Raw genomic sequence first — 15,946 nt, forward strand, 5'->3', positions numbered from 1 at the left:
CAGCATTGTCCGTGTCTTGCATCGCCCGAAACGAACTGCGCACCCCCTCGCGCAACACGCGGTTGGAACATGCAATCCGGACCGTGCTGCTCTCCGCCCTGCTTATGGTGCCGGCCCTGGCGGCCGGCGCCGACGAGACAAAACCGCCGCTGCGGCTTTGCGCCGACCCGACCAACCTGCCGTTCTCGAGCGACGACCCGGGCAAGCCCGGCCTCTATCTCGAGATCGGCCAGGCGGTGGCGCAAAAGCTCGGCCGGACGGTGAGCACCAATTGGTACAAGTCCTATTTCGGCAAGCGCACCGTGCGGGAGACGCTGCTGAGCAAGCAGTGCGACGCCATGGTCGGCCTGCCCTTGATCGACGATTTCATGGGGCCGGCGGTGATCTTCTCGAAGCCGATCGCCCATGAAGGCTATGCACTGGTCGGTAGCAGGGATCGCAAGCTTGCCGGCATCGACGACCTCAGGGGATTGCGGGTTGCGGTGCAGTATCAATCGACGCCGCAGAACCTGCTCGCGCTGCGCGACGACATCCGCAAGGTCACCGTGCTCAGCCCGGAGGAGGGCATGACGGCGCTCGAACAGGGCAAGGTCGACATCGCCTTCATCTGGGCGCCGGTGGCCGGTTGGCTTAACAAGACCAGCTACGGCGACAAATATCAGATCGTGCCAACCGAAGGCGACGGCCTGCTCTGGGCGACCGCGATCGGTTTCGCCAAGGCGTCTGGTGCGCTGCGCGATGAAGTCGACGGCGTGTTGCCGGCGCTCCAGCCGGAGATTTCCGACCTGTTTGCCAAATATGGCGTGCCGAACGGCGCACCGGTGAAGTTCGGCGAGGCTGACCGGGCGACGACATCGTCCGTCGGCGCCAGCGAGCCCGTCACGGTCGGGCAGGCGGCCGCGGCCGAGAAGCCGGTTCAGACCGCCGCGACCGCAGGCGATGCCAAAGGGGATGCCACCGCTGGGCGGGAGGTTTTCAACGGGACCTGCGCGCATTGCCACGGCCCGGACGCGGTGCAGGCCGAGCGAAAGATCGATCTCAGGCTGCTCAAGAAGCGCTATGCTGACGACATGGAATCGACATTCTGGAAGACGGTCCATGACGGGCGGCCGGCCAAGGGCATGCCGGCCTGGAAGGACGTCTTCAACGACGACGAGCTCAGAAACGTATATGTCTATCTGCAGAGCGTGCAGGATACCGGTGGATCGAACTAGAAGCTGCGATCCGCAATAGGAGCGTTTTCGAGCGAAGTGGATACCGGTTCGCGTGAAGAAAACGCGTCAGAACATGAATCGAGAGCCTCGTTCCGATCCAATCGGAACGGAGGCTTGAGCAGTGCGAGGGTCCTCATGATGGGGTTCCTGATCATCGACGATCATCCCCTGTTCGGGGAGGCGCTTGGCAACGCCATCCGCATCTCGCATCCCGATGCCCGGATCTATGAGGCCACCTCGATCAAGGGGGCGCTCGGCATCCTCGCCAGCGAGCCGAATATCGACCTCGCGCTGCTCGACTTGCTGCTGCCCGACGTGGTCGGCTTCTCCGGCTTCCAGAAGATCAGGGATCGCTATCCGCGGCTGCCGATCGCGATCGTCTCGAGCGAGGAGGACAAGCACACCATCCGCGAGGCGCTCGAGATGGGCGCGGTCGGCTATCTGCCGAAGTCGACCTCGCTCGGCGAGCTCTCGCAGGCGATCGCGCGCGTGCTGAGCGGGTCGGTCTCGGCGCCGCGGGATTTCGTCGCGGTCGGCGCGCTGGAACAGTCCGAGACGGCGCGGACGCTGCGCGAACGCATCCAGAAGCTGACGCCGCAGCAGATTCGCGTGCTTCATCTGATCATCCGCGGCCTGCAGAACCGCGAGATCGCCGCCGAGCTCAAGCTCGCGGAATCCACCGTGAAGGCGCATGTGACCGAGATCCTGCGCAAGCTGAAGCTGTTCAGCCGCAACAAGGCGATCATCGAGCTTGGCAAGATTCCGCTTCCGGTCCCGGAGGCCTGTTCGGGCGCAAAGGCGGAGAAGGCGCCCTAGTCTAGCCGTGCTGCACTGCGAGGCGCGCGCATTGGAAATCCTGCCTATAGGCTGCCACCCGGCTTTGAGATAACGTCGTGCGCACAATGGCTGTCATGAGAGCATCCTAGGGAGGACGGCGCAGCATTGACTATGACCGCGCCCCTGGCGGACGAGCCGCCGCCCGGCAAGGCGGGTGCGCCTCGATTGTTGATCGTCGAGGACCACCCGCTGTTCCGTGCCGCCCTGATCGGCGTGATCGGGGCAGAATTTCCCGATGCCGAGGTGCTGCAGGCGACCTCGATCGACGGTGCGCTGGACGTGATCGCCGCGCGCGACGGCCTCGATTTGATCCTGCTCGATCTGTCGATGCCCGGGACCACGGGCCTGCTCGGCGCCTACCGGGTGCGCGCCGCCGCGCCGCGCAGCGCGCTCGTGATCGTGTCGGCGCATGACGATCCCCGGATCGTCGGCGGCGCGATCTCGCTCGGGATTTCCGGCTACATCCCGAAGTCGACGCCGAAGCTCGAGCTGGCGCGGCTGTTGCGCGGCATCCTCGAAGGCGCGGTGTGCCTGCCGACGCGCTTCCGCGATACCGCCACAGCGCGGAAGGCCCAAGCCGAGACGCGCGAGCTGGTGCAGCAGCTCGGCCAGTTCACCGCGCAGCAGCTTCGCGTGCTCGACATGATCTGCCGCGGCCTGCAGAACAAGCACGTCGCCTATGAGCTCGATATCTCGGTCACCACGGTGAAGGTGCATGTCTCGGAGATCCTGCGCAAGCTCGGCGTGCGCAGCCGGACCGAGGCCATCATCGCGCTGTCGAAGCTGGACTTCGGCAAGCACGACCACGCGCCGGTGACGGCCTCGCCGTCGTCGCATGGCGACTAGAGCCTTTCCGTTCCGATGGAATCGGAACGGGGCTCTAAGTTCTTGTCTGACGCGTTTCCTTGACGCGAACGGCATCAACTTCGCTCGAAAACGCTTTGATCATAACCGCGCGCCCGACTGCTCCGCCGCCAGCAGGAACGACAGCAGCGAGCGCATCTCGGCGGGCTTGATCGGCTTCTTCAACAGCTCATGGCCGAAGGCCGAGACGTCGGAGGCGGCCTTGGCCGAGTAGTCGGCGGTCACGATGATTGCCGGAACCTTGGCTTTGATGGCGCCGCGGATGACATCGACGGCCTGAATGCCGGTCTCGCCATTGTCGAGATGCAGATCGGCGATGATGGCGTCGGGAATGCCGTCCAGCGCGTGGATGCGCTCGAGCGCCTCGGTCTTGGAGATCGTCACCGCGACGTCGCAGCCCCATTTCTCCAGCAAGTGGGCAAGCCCCTCGGCGCTCGAGAGGTCGTTCTCGATCAGCAGGATCTTGGCGCCCTCCATGCCGCCATAGCGATAGTCGACGCTGGCCTGCTCGCGCACCGGGATCGCAACCGGATCCTGGGTGCGGGGCACGGTGACCGAGAACACCGAGCCCTTGCCGGCGCGCGAGCTCAGCCTGATGTCATGGCCGAGCAGGTCGGCAAACCGGCGCACGATCGAAAGACCAAGCCCGATGCCGGCCTTGTCGCCGGCGCTGGTCTCGCCGCGCTGAAACTCGACGAAGATGGCTTCGCGCTGCGCTTCCGGAATGCCCGGCCCGGTGTCGTGCACCTCGATGCAGATGTCATCGCCCCTGGCCCGGCATCCCATCAGCACGCTGCCGCGCTGGGTGTAGCGCAGCGCATTGGCGACAAGGTTTTGCAGGATCCGCCGCAGCATCAGCGGATCGGAACGGACCACCGCGGACGACGGCATGATCCGGAAGCCGAGATTGCGCTTGGCGGCGGTCGCGACAAATTCCTGCTCCAGCGGCTCGAACAGCGAGGCGATCGCGACCGGTCCGAATTCCGGCCTGAGCACGCCCGCATCGAGCTTGGAGATGTCGAGCAGCGTCCGCAGCATGTCCTCGAGCGTCGCCAGCGAACGATCGATCTGATCGGTCAGCGCGACGCTCTTGGACTCGGTTGCCATCTCGGTCAGCGCGGACAGCGTCAGCCGCGCCGCATTCAGCGGCTGCAACAGATCGTGCGTGACCGAGACCAGCACGGACGATTTCAGCGAGCTCGCCGCCTCGGCCTGGTGCTTGGCTTGCAGCAGGCGACCATTGGTTTTCTCCAGCGATTGCAACGCGTGCTTGAGCTGCTGGGTGCGGTCGCGCACCTGTTGGTCCAGCGCGATCGCGGTCTCGAACAGCGAGAAGGCGTTGAGTTGCTGATCGGTCGAGCGTTCGACGCGTGACATCAGCGCCGCGTTGATCTTGCGCAGCTTCTCGGCCTCGCGTTCGAGCGCCGCAATTCGCGTGGTCTTGGTATCCGTCATTGCGGCGCGAGTGCCCGCTTGCCGATGGCGATGCCGGTCAGCGTCTGGTTGACATGCATGGAGCGATACTGCTCGCCATAGGTCTGAAAGCCAATCACTTTGTTGCGGCGATAGAGCTCCGACATCTCCCGCGACAGCTGGCGCTGCTCGACGTCGAGCCGGCGCAGCACGCATTCGAAGCCGATGAACATCGAGACCTCGCCGAGATCCTCGGTCAGCTCCTTGAGCAGGCGGCTCGTTACGTCGATCGGGTCGCGCTCGCGCGCCACCGTCAGCACCATGCCCTCGTCGATGGCGCAGAAGAATTGCAGCGATCCGTCCGGGTTGGTGCGCTGGATCGACCGCGCGTAATAGGCGCCGCCGACGCGAACCAGCACGGGGTGCGCGGCGAACGAGAACAATTCGAGCTTGCTGTCGCTGAGGCCGACGGCGCGGGAATATTCCAGCGCGGCCGGCTCGGCATTCAATTCCTTGACGATGCGGTGCTCGATGTCGGCTTCGGTCACCACCATCTTGGTCGAGGTCGGTTCGAAGTGGTCGCACTTGAACAGGCGGAACGGCAGCCGGGTCCGGATCAGGATCAGGACCGCGGCATCGGTAAAGGCCTCGCCGCCATGGAAGACCCAGGACTTCTCGAAGCGCAGGCCGTCGCCGGCGGAGCCGCCGACCACCGGGATATCGCCGAGCGACGCATAGATCGCCGACATGATGGTCTCCTCACGTTGGCACATGCCGTCGATGAAGAGCAGCCCGAAGGAATCATGGGTGTGATCGCAATGCTCGGTGCGTTGCGCGAATTCGTTCTGCAGTTCGGTGCACATCGAGCGGCCGTGGTCGACCCGAAATGTCGAAAGGTCGAACAGCGGCCGCGCCGCGATGACGAAATCGGCCGCGTTGAAGCCCATCGCGACGACGCTGTCCTCGTCCCAACCGCTGGGCGACAATTCGCCGGCCGTGGTGCAGCCGAAGATCGGAACGTCGGGCATCCGGCTGGACAGTTCCGCAATGAATGCCTGCGGCTCATAGACCGGCGACACGAACACCACGAGCATCGCGAGATCGGCCGCCGCCAATTGGCGTGCGATCTCGTCGGCTGCTTCCCGCGGCCCGTCGGTCTTTGCCTGCACCACGACAATACTGTCGGCGGCGCTACCGTTCTGCTTCGCCAAAGGCGCTCTCCCTGACCAGAATTTTTTTGCTTTTCTTGGCGCGGCCGGTTGAGCCCGCGCGGGTCGTGAGGGCATCCGGGCCATGCCGCGATGGCTCGCGTTCCGGCTCGCCCGTGTCTTTCAGGTCGTGAGGGGAAATGCCATGGGCCGGGCGACCGCGCCGGCAGCTACGCTCGCCGCAAGCGCCGATGGCGCCGGTCGACGCGATGACATGGGACACCTCCCGATGTGTTCTCCTGGCCCGGGCAGGGCCAAGTTTGATCGGTTCTAAACTATCGGGCCGGACCCGCGCGTCAATCACCTTACCCACCCTCCTAGCCCGACCAAGGTAGTAGCGCGCCGGACCGGGCGGCCGCTGCCCATTTACCGGGCCTTATCGATTCTGCCTTAGTTTTGCGCTCCGGGGTCTGGGGCGGGTTGCTGCTGGACCTCGCGTGGTTTTCAGAATGAAGACGGGGGTTGGAATGCCGGGGCTGAAGCGATCGTTGTCGATCAGGATCCCAACCCTCCGATTTCGCGCCAAGATCATGCTCGGCTTTGCCGTCACGCTGGCGCTGTCGGCAGCCACCATGGGCTTTGCCTATATGGGCTTCGAGCGGGTCTCCGCCGGTGTCGGCTCCTATCGCCAGAGCGTCGCGGAAGCCGATCTGGCCCGCAACATCGATCGCGAATTGATCTCCTACCGTTCGCTGGCGCGCTACTTCGTCGCGACCGGCAAGGAGGACGACGCCAAGGCCGCGCTCGCCGCCGAGGGCAGCCTGAAGGACGCCATCATGGCGTCGATGAAGGGCACCACCAATCCGGCCCGGCTCGAGCAGATCACCAAGCTGGAGCGCGAATTCCGCGCCTTCACCAAGATCTTCGCCGAGATCGTCCGCATCAAGGACGACAGCGCACAGACCGCGCAGAACAAGCTGACCCGCAGCGCGACCTCGATGCGCTACAAGCTCGACGATCTGCCGAGCAATGCCGATGATTCCGAGCTGCAGTCGATCCAGTTCGGCGCCAAGAAGGTGGCCGACCAGCTCCAGTCGATCACCGGGGCCGTCAACACCTTCGTCGTCAACGGCGACAAGACGGTTGCTTCCAGCGCGCTCGCCCGGCTGAAATTCGCCGACAATCTCGTGAAGGCGATCACCTCGAATAACGAGCGGATCACCCAGAGCGTGAAGGACATCACCGCACTGCTCGAAGAGTACCGCGAGGCGCTCGCCAAGCTGATCGCGAATGCGAAGTCGATCGACGAACTGACCGTCGAGATGACCGAGTCCGCGGCCGCCATCAGCCAGGGCGCGGCGGCGATGAAGTCCGATCTGCTCGCCGACCAGAAGCGGCTTGAAAACGAATCCCACGCCATGATCGGCGAGACCGAGCAGCTGATCCTGATGCTCGCCGCCGGCAGCTTTGTGCTCGGGCTGGTCTGGGCGTTCCTGCTCGGCAAGGGCATTTCGCGACCGATCGCGGCGATGTGTGCGGCGATGCGCGAGCTCGCGGCGGGCAATTTCGACGTCGTGCTGCCGGGCCTCGGCCGCCGCGACGAACTCGGCGAGATGGCCGGCGCCGTGGAGGAGTTCAAGGTCCAGGCGATCGCCAAGGCCGAACGCGATGCCGCGACCCAGGAAGCGCACAACAAGGCGAGTGCGACCGCGCGGCGCAACGAGCTGATCCGTTTTGCCGACGAATTCGAATCCGCCGTCGGCTCGATCGTCTCCAACGTGTCGGCCTCCGCCGTGCAGCTCGAATCCGCGGCCGGTACGCTGACGCGGACGGCGGAGATCACGCAGAACCTGTCGAGCCAGGTCGCCGGCGCCTCCGAGGAGGCCTCCAGCAACATGCAATCGGTCGCCTCCGCGACCGAGGAACTGTCGGCGTCCGTCGACGAGATCGGCCGCCGCGCCAAGGAGTCGAGCCAGATCGCCGATTCCGCCGTGCGTCAGGCCGAACAGACCGACGCCCGGATCGGCAAGCTCTCGCGCGCCGCGCAGGAGATCGGCGACGTCGTCAAGCTGATCACCGCGATCGCCGAGCAGACCAATCTGCTGGCGCTGAACGCCACCATCGAGGCCGCGCGCGCCGGCGACGCCGGCCGTGGCTTCGCGGTGGTTGCGGCCGAGGTGAAGTCGCTGGCGAGCCAGACCGCCAGGGCCACCGACGAGATCTCCACCCATATCTCGGGCATGCAGGCGGCGACGCAGGAATCGGTCGCCGCGATCAAGGAGATCGGCGGCACCATCGGGCAGATCTCCGGGATTGCGACCAACATCGCAAGCTCGGTCGAGCAGCAGAGCGCGGCAACGCAGGAGATCGCGCGCAGCGTGCAGAACGTCGCGCAGGGTACGCAGGAAGCGGCCTCCAGCGTCACCCAGGTCAATCGCGGCGCCACCGAGACCGGAGCTGCCTCCGAAGAGGTGCTGAACTCGGCCCGCTCGCTGTCGGTCGAGAGCTCGCGGCTGCGCGAAGAGCTCGACCGCTTCATGGCGAATATCCGCGCGGCGTAAGGCGCGCGCTGGTCTATCCATCGTCGTCCTGGCGAAAGCCAGGACCCATAACCACAACTGTTTATTGGTGTAAGCACAACTGGCCGCGTGCCCTTTGCGTGCGCCGCGGCGTATGGGTCCTGGCTTTCGCCAGGACGACAGAATCAAATCGCCTGGGCCGGGACGACGGCCTCGGTTGACGAGACGGTGGGGTCAGTCCCGTCCGAACTGGTGCTTCAACTCGACCTTGGCGCGCTCCAGCCGTGACCGCTCGGTCTTCGGCAGGGTCTTGCCGGCGCGGTTGATATAGAAGGTCAGCATCGACAGGGCGGAACGATAGGCGCCGCTCTTGCGACGCGCGCTGTGCTCGGCGGATTGCTTCAGCGATGATGCGATCTTCTTCGCGCTGGTCTGCTTGAACACGCCGCGCTTGAGATCGAGCGCGTCGCTCTCTTTCGTCACCCGCTGCGACCAGCGCTTCGCCGTCGTCTTGCTTGCGCCACGCCTGCGACGCGTCGTGCTCGTAGACCGTACCGGTGATTTCCTTGCCGTCTTGCGTTTTGCTTTCTTGTGTGCGGGCATCGATGCCTCCGTGTTTTTTGAGCCGAGAACAGTTCGCCGCAATCGCGGTTCCTATGCCGCATTGCGGGAACCCTTGCCGGCCTGCGGCGTTGACGTCGCGTGGCGGGCACTCCGTTTGCCGCAATTCCGGGTGAGTGAACCTTGGAACAGATCGTTCCGGGGCTTTTCTCATTGGTCGATTCTGATGACACTGCAGCCGACACAGTTGAACTCCGCGACGCAACAGGCCGTGGCTCCGGTCACGCCGGACGACGACCGCATCATCGAGACCTCGATCCCGGTCCGGCTCGACAATCTCAGCTGGAGCCGCTTTCACACCCGCGTCGTGCTGGCGCTCGGCATCACCTGGATCCTCGACGGGCTGGAAGTGACGCTGGCCGGTGCGCTGGCGGGTGCGCTGAAGGACAGCCCGACGATGAGCTTCTCGAACGCCGATGTCGGGCTTGCCAGCAGCGCCTATCTTGCCGGCGCCGTGCTCGGCGCGCTGGGCTTCGGCTGGCTCACCGACCGGATCGGGCGCAAGAAGCTGTTCTTCATCACGCTCGCGGTTTATCTGTCGGCGACCGCCGCGACCGCGCTGTCGTGGAATGTCGCGAGCTACGCGCTGTTTCGCTTTCTCACCGGGGCCGGCATCGGCGGCGAATATACGGCGATCAATTCGACCATCCAGGAACTGGTGCCGGCGCGCTATCGCGGCTGGACCGATCTCGTCATCAACGGCAGCTTCTGGATAGGGGCGGCGATCGGTGCGCTGAGCGCCATCATCCTGCTCGACCCTGCGTTCCTTGCTCCCGATCACGGCTGGCGGATCGCCTATTTCACCGGCGCGGTGCTCGGCCTCGTCGTGCTGCTGATGCGGATGTGGATTCCGGAGAGCCCGCGCTGGCTGATGATTCACGGGCGTCCCGAGGAGGCCCACAAGATCGTGGCCGACATCGAGACCTCCGTGCTTGGTCACGAGCAGCCGAGCGCAGACTTTGAGAAGATCAGGCTCCGGATGCGCGATCACACGCCGCTGCGCGAGGTCGCGGTGACCCTGTTCTCCACCTACCGGCAACGCTCGCTGGTCGGGCTCACGCTGATGGCCGCGCAGGCGTTCTTCTACAACGCGATCTTCTTCACCTTCGCGCTGATCCTGACCGACTTCTTCGGCGTCGCCGCCAGCAATGTCGGCTGGTACATCCTCCCCTTCGCTGCCGGCAACTTCCTGGGGCCGCTGCTGCTCGGACGCCTGTTCGACACGGTCGGCCGCCGCACCATGATCGCGCTGACCTATGGCGTCTCGGGGGTGCTGCTGGCGCTGTCCGGCTATCTGTTCTCGATCGGCGTGCTCAGCGCGCAGACCCAGACCATCGCCTGGATGGTGATCTTCTTCTTCGCCTCGCCGGCCGCGAGCGCCGCCTATCTCACCGTCAGCGAGACGTTTCCGCTGGAGGTCCGCGCGCTCGCGATCGCCGCCTTCTATGCGATCGGCACCGGCATCGGCGGCGTGATCGGGCCGGCTCTGTTCGGCGTGCTGATCGACACCGGATCGCGCAACAGCGTCTTCGCCGGCTACCTCTTGGGGTCGGCACTCATGATGGTCGCCGCAGTGGTCGCATGGCGCTATGCCGTCGCGGCCGAGCGGAAATCGCTCGAATCTGTCGCGCGACCACTGGCATGTGTGGAGTAGACTATGACGAAGCATGACGTGGCCGAGATGCCCATGGATGATGACATCGCCCCTGACGCCAAGACGGACAGCGTGCCGACGCAGGCGTCGCTGATTCCGCCGCTCCGCCAGACCGCGGTGCTGCTCGACATCGACGGCACCCTGCTCGATTTCGCGCCGACGCCGCGCGAGGTCTGGGTGCCGCCGGAACTGTCGACCACGCTGAAGCAGCTGCATGAGCGCACCCACGGCGCGCTGGCGCTGGTCAGCGGCCGCTCCCTCAATGACATCGACCTGATCTTCGCGCCGGAAGTGTTTCCTGCGATCGGCGGTCACGGCGCCGAGATGCGGCTGCAGCCGGACAGCGAGGCGGTCGCCGCACACGCGCCGCCGCTCGACAAGGAATTGAAGCGCCGTCTTGCCGCGATCGCAAAGCTCAGCCCCGGCATTCTGCTCGAGGACAAGGGTTATTCGCTGGCGCTGCACTATCGGCTGGCGCCGCAGGCGGAGAAGGCGATCTATGAAGCGGTGTCGCTGATCCGCGCCGAGTTGCCGAATGCGCCGATCGAGGTGCTGCCGGGCAAGAGCGTCTGCGAGATCAAGCATTCCGGCTTCACCAAGGCGACCGGCGTGCTCGAGCTGATGACGCATGAGCCGTTCAAGGGACGGCGTCCGTTCTTCATCGGCGACGACGTCACCGACGAGACCGTATTCGCGATCATGCCTGATTTCGACGGTCTCGCGTTCTCCGTCGGCCGTCGCGCAACCGGCGTTGCCGGACATTTCGACGGACCGAGCGATGTGCGCGAATTCCTCGCGCATCTGCTCGACGTTGATAGGGACGTCAGCCTGTCCTAACCGAAGCGCATTCATCGCAGCCGAATCGAATACGGTGCTTTTGCGTCGTGGCGTCAACCTCGCGCGCAATTTTCTTTTCGCGAGTTCCCGCGAGTTCCGCGCGTGTTTGCCAGAATTTGGTTTCAATTGGGAGATTCCTTGATCAGGAACCATCTTGATGAATGGTTGTTAATACGCGAGTTGACCAACAGGAGGGGACCTGGTGAACCTCGTCGTCGTATCGAACCGCGTCTCGCGCGGAAAACCCAATGAACCCATGACGGGGGGGCTGGCAGCGGCATTATTGCCGGTGGTGGAAAAGACAGGGGCAATATGGGTTGGTTCCAGTGGACGCGTCCGCGACGGGAACCTGAAGGAACCTTTCGCGGAGGTCGAAGCGCTCGGGGCGGGCGCGTTGGCGATGCTCGATCTGCCGGCCGCGCACTATGGCGGCTATTACGAAGGCTTTGCCAATTCGGCGCTCTGGCCCGCGATGCATTCGCGCGCCGATCTGATTCGTGCGTCCCGCGAGGACTACGCGAGCTATCGCGAAGTCAACGCGTTCATGGCGCGCGCGTTGCTGCGCTTCCGCAAGCCGGATTCCGTGTTTTGGGTCCAGGACTATCATTTCCTGGCGCTCGGCGCCGAGCTGCGCGATCTCGGCGTCACGCAGCCGATCGGCTTCTTCCTGCACACGCCATGGCCGGCGCGCGCGGTGATCGCGGGCGTGCCCAATCATCGCGAGCTGATCGAGGCGATGCTGTCCTACGACCTGATCGGCTTCCAGACCGATGAGGACTGCGAGAACTTCCTGAGCTACGTGCAGCACGATCTCGACTTCGAGCTGCGCGACGGCGTGATCAATTCGTCGTTCGGCCGCACCCGCGCCGCGGTGTTTCCGATCGGCATCGATCCCGGCAAGTTCGCGCAGCAGGCGACCAAGGCGATGACGCATCCCGACGTGACGCGGCTGCGGCGCAGCCTCAACGGCGAGAAGCTCGCGATCGGCGTCGACCGGCTCGACTATTCCAAGGGCCTCGTCAACCGCATCAAGGCGTTCGACAAGATGTGGACGCTGCATCCGAATCTGAAGCGTTCGGTGTCGCTGCTGCAGATCGCAACGCCCTCGCGCGGCGCGATCGAAGCCTACGGCAATCTGCAGAGCGAGGTGGCGAAGCTCGTCACCGACGTCAACGGCGTGCATGGCGAGGTCGACTGGACGCCGATCCGCTACCTCAACAAGGGCTTTGGCCAGGGCGTGCTCGCAGGCCTCTACCGCACGGCGCAGGTCGGCGTCGTGACGCCGCTGCAGGACGGCATGAACCTGGTCGCCAAGGAATATGTCGCCGCGCAAAGCCCGGCGGACCCGGGCGTGCTGGTGCTGTCGAAATTCGCCGGTGCGGCGAACGAGCTCGACGCCGCGCTGCTGGTCAATCCGCACGACATCGACGGCATGGCGCGCACTTTGGCAACGGCGCTCGCGATGCCGCTGACCGAGCGGCGGATGCGCTGGGAAGCGATGATGGAGAAGCTCAACAGCGGCACCATCCAGCAATGGTTCGCCGATTTCATCGAGGCGCTGCAGGATACGCACAGTGCGGGAAACGCGGCGCTGCCCGAGCCACCAACCCTGTGGCCGCGCCGCACGGCGGGTTTTGCCGCGCGATATCACTGAGCGATCATGACGATGCAGGATGGGTGCGTTAGTTCGCCCATCCGCCGTGCTGTCGTCCCTGCCTAGTGCGCAATTGCGCACGGGAGCAGGGACGACACTGAGTGTGTTGCGCGGCCAGTGGTCATAACTTCGCGTTCTCGCGACAGCGAGAACCCGGCATCCGTTCTTCCAAGAGCGATGCGGCCCAATAGATTCCGGGCTCGCGCCTGCGAGCCTCCGGACGAAGAGGCGGGCTGACCGGATGCATCTATTGATTTGCGCCGGTCCTTGACCGACCACCGGCCAAAATCGCGCGCGGCGACGGCGAGCGGCTGCCATATCTATAAAATTACCCAACGTTTTCAATCTGTTGTGGAAATTTCGTACTCCCGGCCCGCGCTCCCTTGCAAAATCCGCCTCAGCCCTTCAAGAGAGGCCTCCCGGAGAGATGGCCGAGTGGCTTAAGGCGCACGCTTGGAAAGCGTGTGTGCGGGAAACCGTACCGTGGGTTCGAATCCCACTCTCTCCGCCATTTGTACGATTTTGCACGCCAAACTACGATTTCGAGCCCTCAATGGCGGCGGAACGCCACCGTTGCAAGCGCTTTGCGCCAGCGCCGTAGGCCTTCGCTTTTCCGAGCGCATTTCGCGAACCTTTACTGATGTCGAAATCATGCCTCGGCAAGCAACTTGCGTTGTCGTACATGCGATATCCTTCCTGTACGACGACCTTTCGTGGGATCCTCATGGTGAGGGCTGCGACCTCTAACGCGCTAACACGCCGCCGGGTCGGAAGCGGCGCGAACTCCGGGTTTCGGCAGCGGCTAAGACGGTATCGTGGAGGCGGCCGGATACTCTTCGACCGCTCGGCCGTCAGCCTTTGGTCGCAAAACTATGCAGTCTGGCGGCCATTGCCTCGTCGGCAGCTGAAGCCGGCTTCATCCCTGATCTGGATGTATCGCTTTCTTGTCCGCGCAGTACTTTGCAATAAGAAAGCGGATTCCCTCTTGCGCGGTCTGGTCGGTTACGCAGCTTGAGAGCTTTTGATAATGCTCGATTCTCTTGTCGAGTTCGATGCACTTCTCGCACATGGAGAGTCTCCAGCTAGGCGGCGGAAGCGCCTGTCGTCCTCAGTACCGCCGTCGATATGCATCAAGGAGAAGCTCAGTCCCCAGCGATCGCTTCAACGCCTGACGGCGTTGTGCCGCTCGTGATGACGAAAATGACTTTCCAGGACCGATAGAGGGAATTGACGAGCTACTGCCAGCGCCACTCGCTCGGGATATTGGAAGCAATCGAGCTAAAGCTTCAACTCTGCTTACTTCTTCTTTGCAGGACCGAAGTCCGGCTGCCAGCCTGCCTCTTTGCGGCTGGGCGCCGCTGCAATCACCTTTGCTTTTTCCTTTTTCGGTTTCTTGGCTTCGCGATTGCCGCGTTGCTGTCCCTTAGCCATGATGTCTATCTCCAATTGGGGACTGAGTTCTTCCAGCCCATTCGGCTGCAATAAGCATCGCGGGCGACGTAACGATGCGGACGCACACGTTGCCCTCGTGCCGAGTTCGCGCAAGGCGCATCACAACGATCTAGCCGCGACTGCGTCGAAAGTGGCGTTTGCCGTGATAGGCTCTCCCTGTCACCAAGCAGGCCAAGGAGCCGTGCTAGCCGTTGAGGATGGCCGCAGCACATACGAGAAGCAGAAGAAACAGCGGCACGATTACCGGCGGAACGATCCATTCCGAGGCACGAAAACGCGTCATCGAACGCTCCTGCTAGTCCATTGGCGGGAGCGCACGTGACCCTCAGTCACCGGTCGATGCCGTTGATGATACGGTGATGCCAGCCACCCTACGCCTGTGGCTGGCCAATAGCGAGCACTAAAACGCGTGCGACGGTCGCGATGCTAAAGTCAGTGCGCAGCGAAGACCTGGAGCAAACGCTCGTATAGTCCTGATCGAGCAGTGCGCATTCATCCCGTTGTGCTGCCACCGTGAAAGTCCTGTATTCGTGCAGTTCAGTCGAGTACAGCAAAGAAAGCGGTGTCTTAGTTTGATATCAGCCGCTCCGCCATGAGCCATTGATGGACGATCTGCCATTTGTCATCGGCGCCCGACCGAAAATCCAGTAATGTTGGCTCGCGCCTGGCTTTGATCTCGAGGAAAAACCGCCGCGCGTCGCGTGCGCAGGCTTTTCCATCAAGCGGCTGCGTCTTGATCCAGTGGTCCCATTCGCGAACGATCGCCTGCCTCGCTTCGCGATGATGCGACGTCATTTAGCGGGCCTTGTTGGCGGTTTGACGGGACGCTCGGATTCTCGCGCCAATCGCTCGGCTTTGAGACGCGCGCGGTTGGCTTGGAACGCTTTGTCGGCTTTGGCATGCTCGCTCGGCGCGGCCTCAACTTTTCGGAACATCTTGTTGGCTTCTCGCGCCGCGGCGGTAGAGCCTTGGCGTCCGAAGCCTCGGTCTCTAATCATCCCTGGCACTCGATCCTCCCTAAGTTATGAGACAGTCTCGGGAGACACGATTTCGGCTTAGGCCTCGGTGTGTTCGTCCGTCGCTGGCGGCGGCCTTACGATTCATGATCTTTCGCCGCCTTCGTCAAACGTCCTGGTGTCATTCCGGTTCCTGCGACGACGCCTCCCATACGGAAATTGCTAGAACAAACTATCTGTCGACTTGTCGAGCCGTCTTAAGGAGCCGCCGGTTTCGTTGAGGTGACCCACCAGTTCACCGGATAGCCGATAGATCCTGCTGCCCTTCAGATCGTAAAGCTTTCGGCCTTTAAGGTCGAAAATAGCGGAATCGATCACCACGGCGACGTGTACGCCATCACTGTTGACTATGTCGCCCTTCAAGCGTGGTCTCCCTTGCTTTCGCGACCTCGGTGGCCTGCGACCCTTACTGCTTCCTGAAGTCGATGCTTCTTAGGATGATCCCGGCGGGCACACCTTCGAACTCGCCCGCCATGTATTTGACGGTGGCGCGGGCTTCAATGCGCTCTCGCAGTCGCATGAACTGCGCTTCGCGCTCGCTCGATCGTGCGCGTCCTGCCCCTTCTAGCTCATCCATCGCGGAGGTCGAGATCGCGCAGGGGACGACCTTCGTGCCGTCGCGCATCGAGAACTGGACGATCATGCGGTCGTATTCGAAACTGGTGAAACAAGCTTGTTCAAGTGCCATGCGACTAAACCCGTTGCCGTTGGCTGAAG

The 15,946-nt window shown here is 63.6% G+C and carries 15 protein-coding genes and 1 tRNA gene; 8 read left to right on the plus strand and 8 right to left on the minus strand.

Annotated features, from left to right (window positions below; all coding sequences use genetic code 11):
* Positions 1–11 precede the first annotated feature (11 nt).
* The 3 genes from ACE10X_RS01665 to ACE10X_RS01675 all read left to right on the plus strand — a co-directional run bounded on the left by ACE10X_RS01665 (position 12) and on the right by ACE10X_RS01675 (position 2,897).
* Positions 12–1,214, plus strand: a complete 1,203-nt coding sequence (locus tag ACE10X_RS01665) for a c-type cytochrome (protein ID WP_338132088.1) — start codon at positions 12–14, stop codon at positions 1,212–1,214.
* Between the two features lie 135 nt (positions 1,215–1,349).
* A complete protein-coding gene (locus ACE10X_RS01670; protein WP_016843264.1) occupies positions 1,350–2,030 on the plus strand; it encodes a response regulator transcription factor in 681 nt (226 codons plus the stop codon).
* A gap of 132 nt (positions 2,031–2,162) precedes the next feature.
* A complete protein-coding gene (locus ACE10X_RS01675; protein WP_244435854.1) occupies positions 2,163–2,897 on the plus strand; it encodes a response regulator transcription factor in 735 nt (244 codons plus the stop codon).
* 99 nt (positions 2,898–2,996) lie between these two features.
* Here ACE10X_RS01675 and ACE10X_RS01680 read toward each other — a convergent pair whose 3' ends face one another.
* Genes ACE10X_RS01680 through ACE10X_RS01690 form a run of 3 tightly spaced genes read right to left on the minus strand, consistent with a single transcriptional unit; the run spans position 2,997 to position 5,759 of the window.
* Positions 2,997–4,370 (minus strand): hybrid sensor histidine kinase/response regulator, encoded by a 1,374-nt coding sequence (locus tag ACE10X_RS01680; protein ID WP_038385717.1) that lies wholly within the window; start codon positions 4,368–4,370, stop codon positions 2,997–2,999.
* Positions 4,367–5,539 (minus strand): FIST N-terminal domain-containing protein, encoded by a 1,173-nt coding sequence (locus ACE10X_RS01685; RefSeq protein ID WP_375763950.1) that lies wholly within the window; start codon positions 5,537–5,539, stop codon positions 4,367–4,369. The genes ACE10X_RS01680 and ACE10X_RS01685 overlap by 4 nt, the downstream gene beginning before the upstream one ends.
* Positions 5,520–5,759 carry a hypothetical protein gene (locus ACE10X_RS01690; protein WP_375763951.1) on the minus strand — a complete coding sequence of 80 codons (240 nt, stop codon included), beginning with the start codon at positions 5,757–5,759 and terminating at the stop codon, positions 5,520–5,522. The genes ACE10X_RS01685 and ACE10X_RS01690 overlap by 20 nt, the downstream gene beginning before the upstream one ends.
* A 244-nt stretch (positions 5,760–6,003) precedes the next feature.
* Here ACE10X_RS01690 and ACE10X_RS01695 point away from each other — a divergent pair, with 244 nt between their 5' ends.
* Complete coding sequence (locus ACE10X_RS01695; RefSeq protein ID WP_375763952.1) at positions 6,004–8,037, plus strand: methyl-accepting chemotaxis protein; 2,034 nt, start codon at positions 6,004–6,006, stop codon at positions 8,035–8,037.
* 192 nt (positions 8,038–8,229) lie between these two features.
* On the opposite strand, the gene ACE10X_RS01700 is transcribed toward ACE10X_RS01695, so the two are convergent.
* Entirely contained in the window at positions 8,230–8,598 is a 369-nt protein-coding gene (locus tag ACE10X_RS01700; RefSeq protein ID WP_375763953.1) for a DUF3175 domain-containing protein, read from the minus strand.
* Positions 8,599–8,782: 184 nt separating this feature from the next.
* On the opposite strand from ACE10X_RS01700, the gene ACE10X_RS01705 reads away from it, so the two are divergent.
* The 4 genes from ACE10X_RS01705 (at position 8,783) to ACE10X_RS01720 (ending at position 13,272) form a co-directional block, all read left to right on the plus strand.
* On the plus strand, positions 8,783–10,270 hold the full coding sequence (locus ACE10X_RS01705; protein ID WP_375763954.1) for an MFS transporter: 1,488 nt from the start codon (positions 8,783–8,785) through the stop codon (positions 10,268–10,270).
* A gap of 33 nt (positions 10,271–10,303) precedes the next feature.
* Positions 10,304–11,107, plus strand: coding sequence for a trehalose-phosphatase (gene otsB, locus ACE10X_RS01710; protein WP_375764672.1), 804 nt, complete (start codon positions 10,304–10,306; stop codon positions 11,105–11,107).
* Between the two features lie 202 nt (positions 11,108–11,309).
* Positions 11,310–12,761: a trehalose-6-phosphate synthase gene (locus ACE10X_RS01715; RefSeq protein WP_375763955.1), complete on the plus strand. Its 1,452-nt coding sequence runs from the start codon at positions 11,310–11,312 to the stop codon at positions 12,759–12,761.
* A gap of 421 nt (positions 12,762–13,182) precedes the next feature.
* Positions 13,183–13,272 (plus strand) — tRNA-Ser (locus ACE10X_RS01720).
* Between the two features lie 785 nt (positions 13,273–14,057).
* Here the strand turns inward: ACE10X_RS01720 and ACE10X_RS01725 are convergent.
* The 4 genes from ACE10X_RS01725 to ACE10X_RS01740 form a co-directional block, all read right to left on the minus strand.
* Positions 14,058–14,192, minus strand: a complete 135-nt coding sequence (locus ACE10X_RS01725; RefSeq protein WP_259245075.1) for a hypothetical protein — start codon at positions 14,190–14,192, stop codon at positions 14,058–14,060.
* 588 nt (positions 14,193–14,780) lie between these two features.
* Entirely contained in the window at positions 14,781–15,008 is a 228-nt protein-coding gene (locus ACE10X_RS01730) for a hypothetical protein (protein ID WP_375763956.1), read from the minus strand.
* A 383-nt stretch (positions 15,009–15,391) separates the two neighbouring features.
* The gene (locus ACE10X_RS01735) at positions 15,392–15,592 is read right to left on the minus strand and encodes a hypothetical protein (protein WP_375763957.1); all 201 of its coding nucleotides are present in this window, start codon (positions 15,590–15,592) and stop codon (positions 15,392–15,394) included.
* Positions 15,593–15,635: 43 nt separating this feature from the next.
* Positions 15,636–15,917, minus strand: a complete 282-nt coding sequence (locus ACE10X_RS01740) for a DUF1488 family protein (RefSeq protein ID WP_375763958.1) — start codon at positions 15,915–15,917, stop codon at positions 15,636–15,638.
* Positions 15,918–15,946: the final 29 nt, after the last annotated feature.

Origin of the sequence: Bradyrhizobium sp. Pha-3 (assembly GCF_042258325.1) — a bacterium.
GTDB classification, from domain to species: domain Bacteria; phylum Pseudomonadota; class Alphaproteobacteria; order Rhizobiales; family Xanthobacteraceae; genus Bradyrhizobium; species Bradyrhizobium elkanii.

What these genes read in the sequence shown, in the direction of transcription:
- ACE10X_RS01680 (WP_038385717.1), bottom strand. Translation starts at nt 4,370, where the DNA reads ATGACGGATACCAAGACCACGCGAATTGCGGCGCTCGAACGCGAGGCC.
- ACE10X_RS01675 (WP_244435854.1), top strand. Translation starts at nt 2,163, where the DNA reads ATGACCGCGCCCCTGGCGGACGAGCCGCCGCCCGGCAAGGCGGGTGCG.
- ACE10X_RS01700 (WP_375763953.1), bottom strand. Translation starts at nt 8,598, where the DNA reads ATGCCCGCACACAAGAAAGCAAAACGCAAGACGGCAAGGAAATCACCG.
- ACE10X_RS01730 (WP_375763956.1), bottom strand. Translation starts at nt 15,008, where the DNA reads ATGACGTCGCATCATCGCGAAGCGAGGCAGGCGATCGTTCGCGAATGG.
- ACE10X_RS01695 (WP_375763952.1), top strand. Translation starts at nt 6,004, where the DNA reads ATGCCGGGGCTGAAGCGATCGTTGTCGATCAGGATCCCAACCCTCCGA.
- ACE10X_RS01740 (WP_375763958.1), bottom strand. Translation starts at nt 15,917, where the DNA reads ATGGCACTTGAACAAGCTTGTTTCACCAGTTTCGAATACGACCGCATG.
- ACE10X_RS01725 (WP_259245075.1), bottom strand. Translation starts at nt 14,192, where the DNA reads ATGGCTAAGGGACAGCAACGCGGCAATCGCGAAGCCAAGAAACCGAAA.
- ACE10X_RS01670 (WP_016843264.1), top strand. Translation starts at nt 1,350, where the DNA reads ATGATGGGGTTCCTGATCATCGACGATCATCCCCTGTTCGGGGAGGCG.
- ACE10X_RS01705 (WP_375763954.1), top strand. Translation starts at nt 8,783, where the DNA reads ATGACACTGCAGCCGACACAGTTGAACTCCGCGACGCAACAGGCCGTG.
- otsB (WP_375764672.1), top strand. Translation starts at nt 10,304, where the DNA reads ATGGATGATGACATCGCCCCTGACGCCAAGACGGACAGCGTGCCGACG.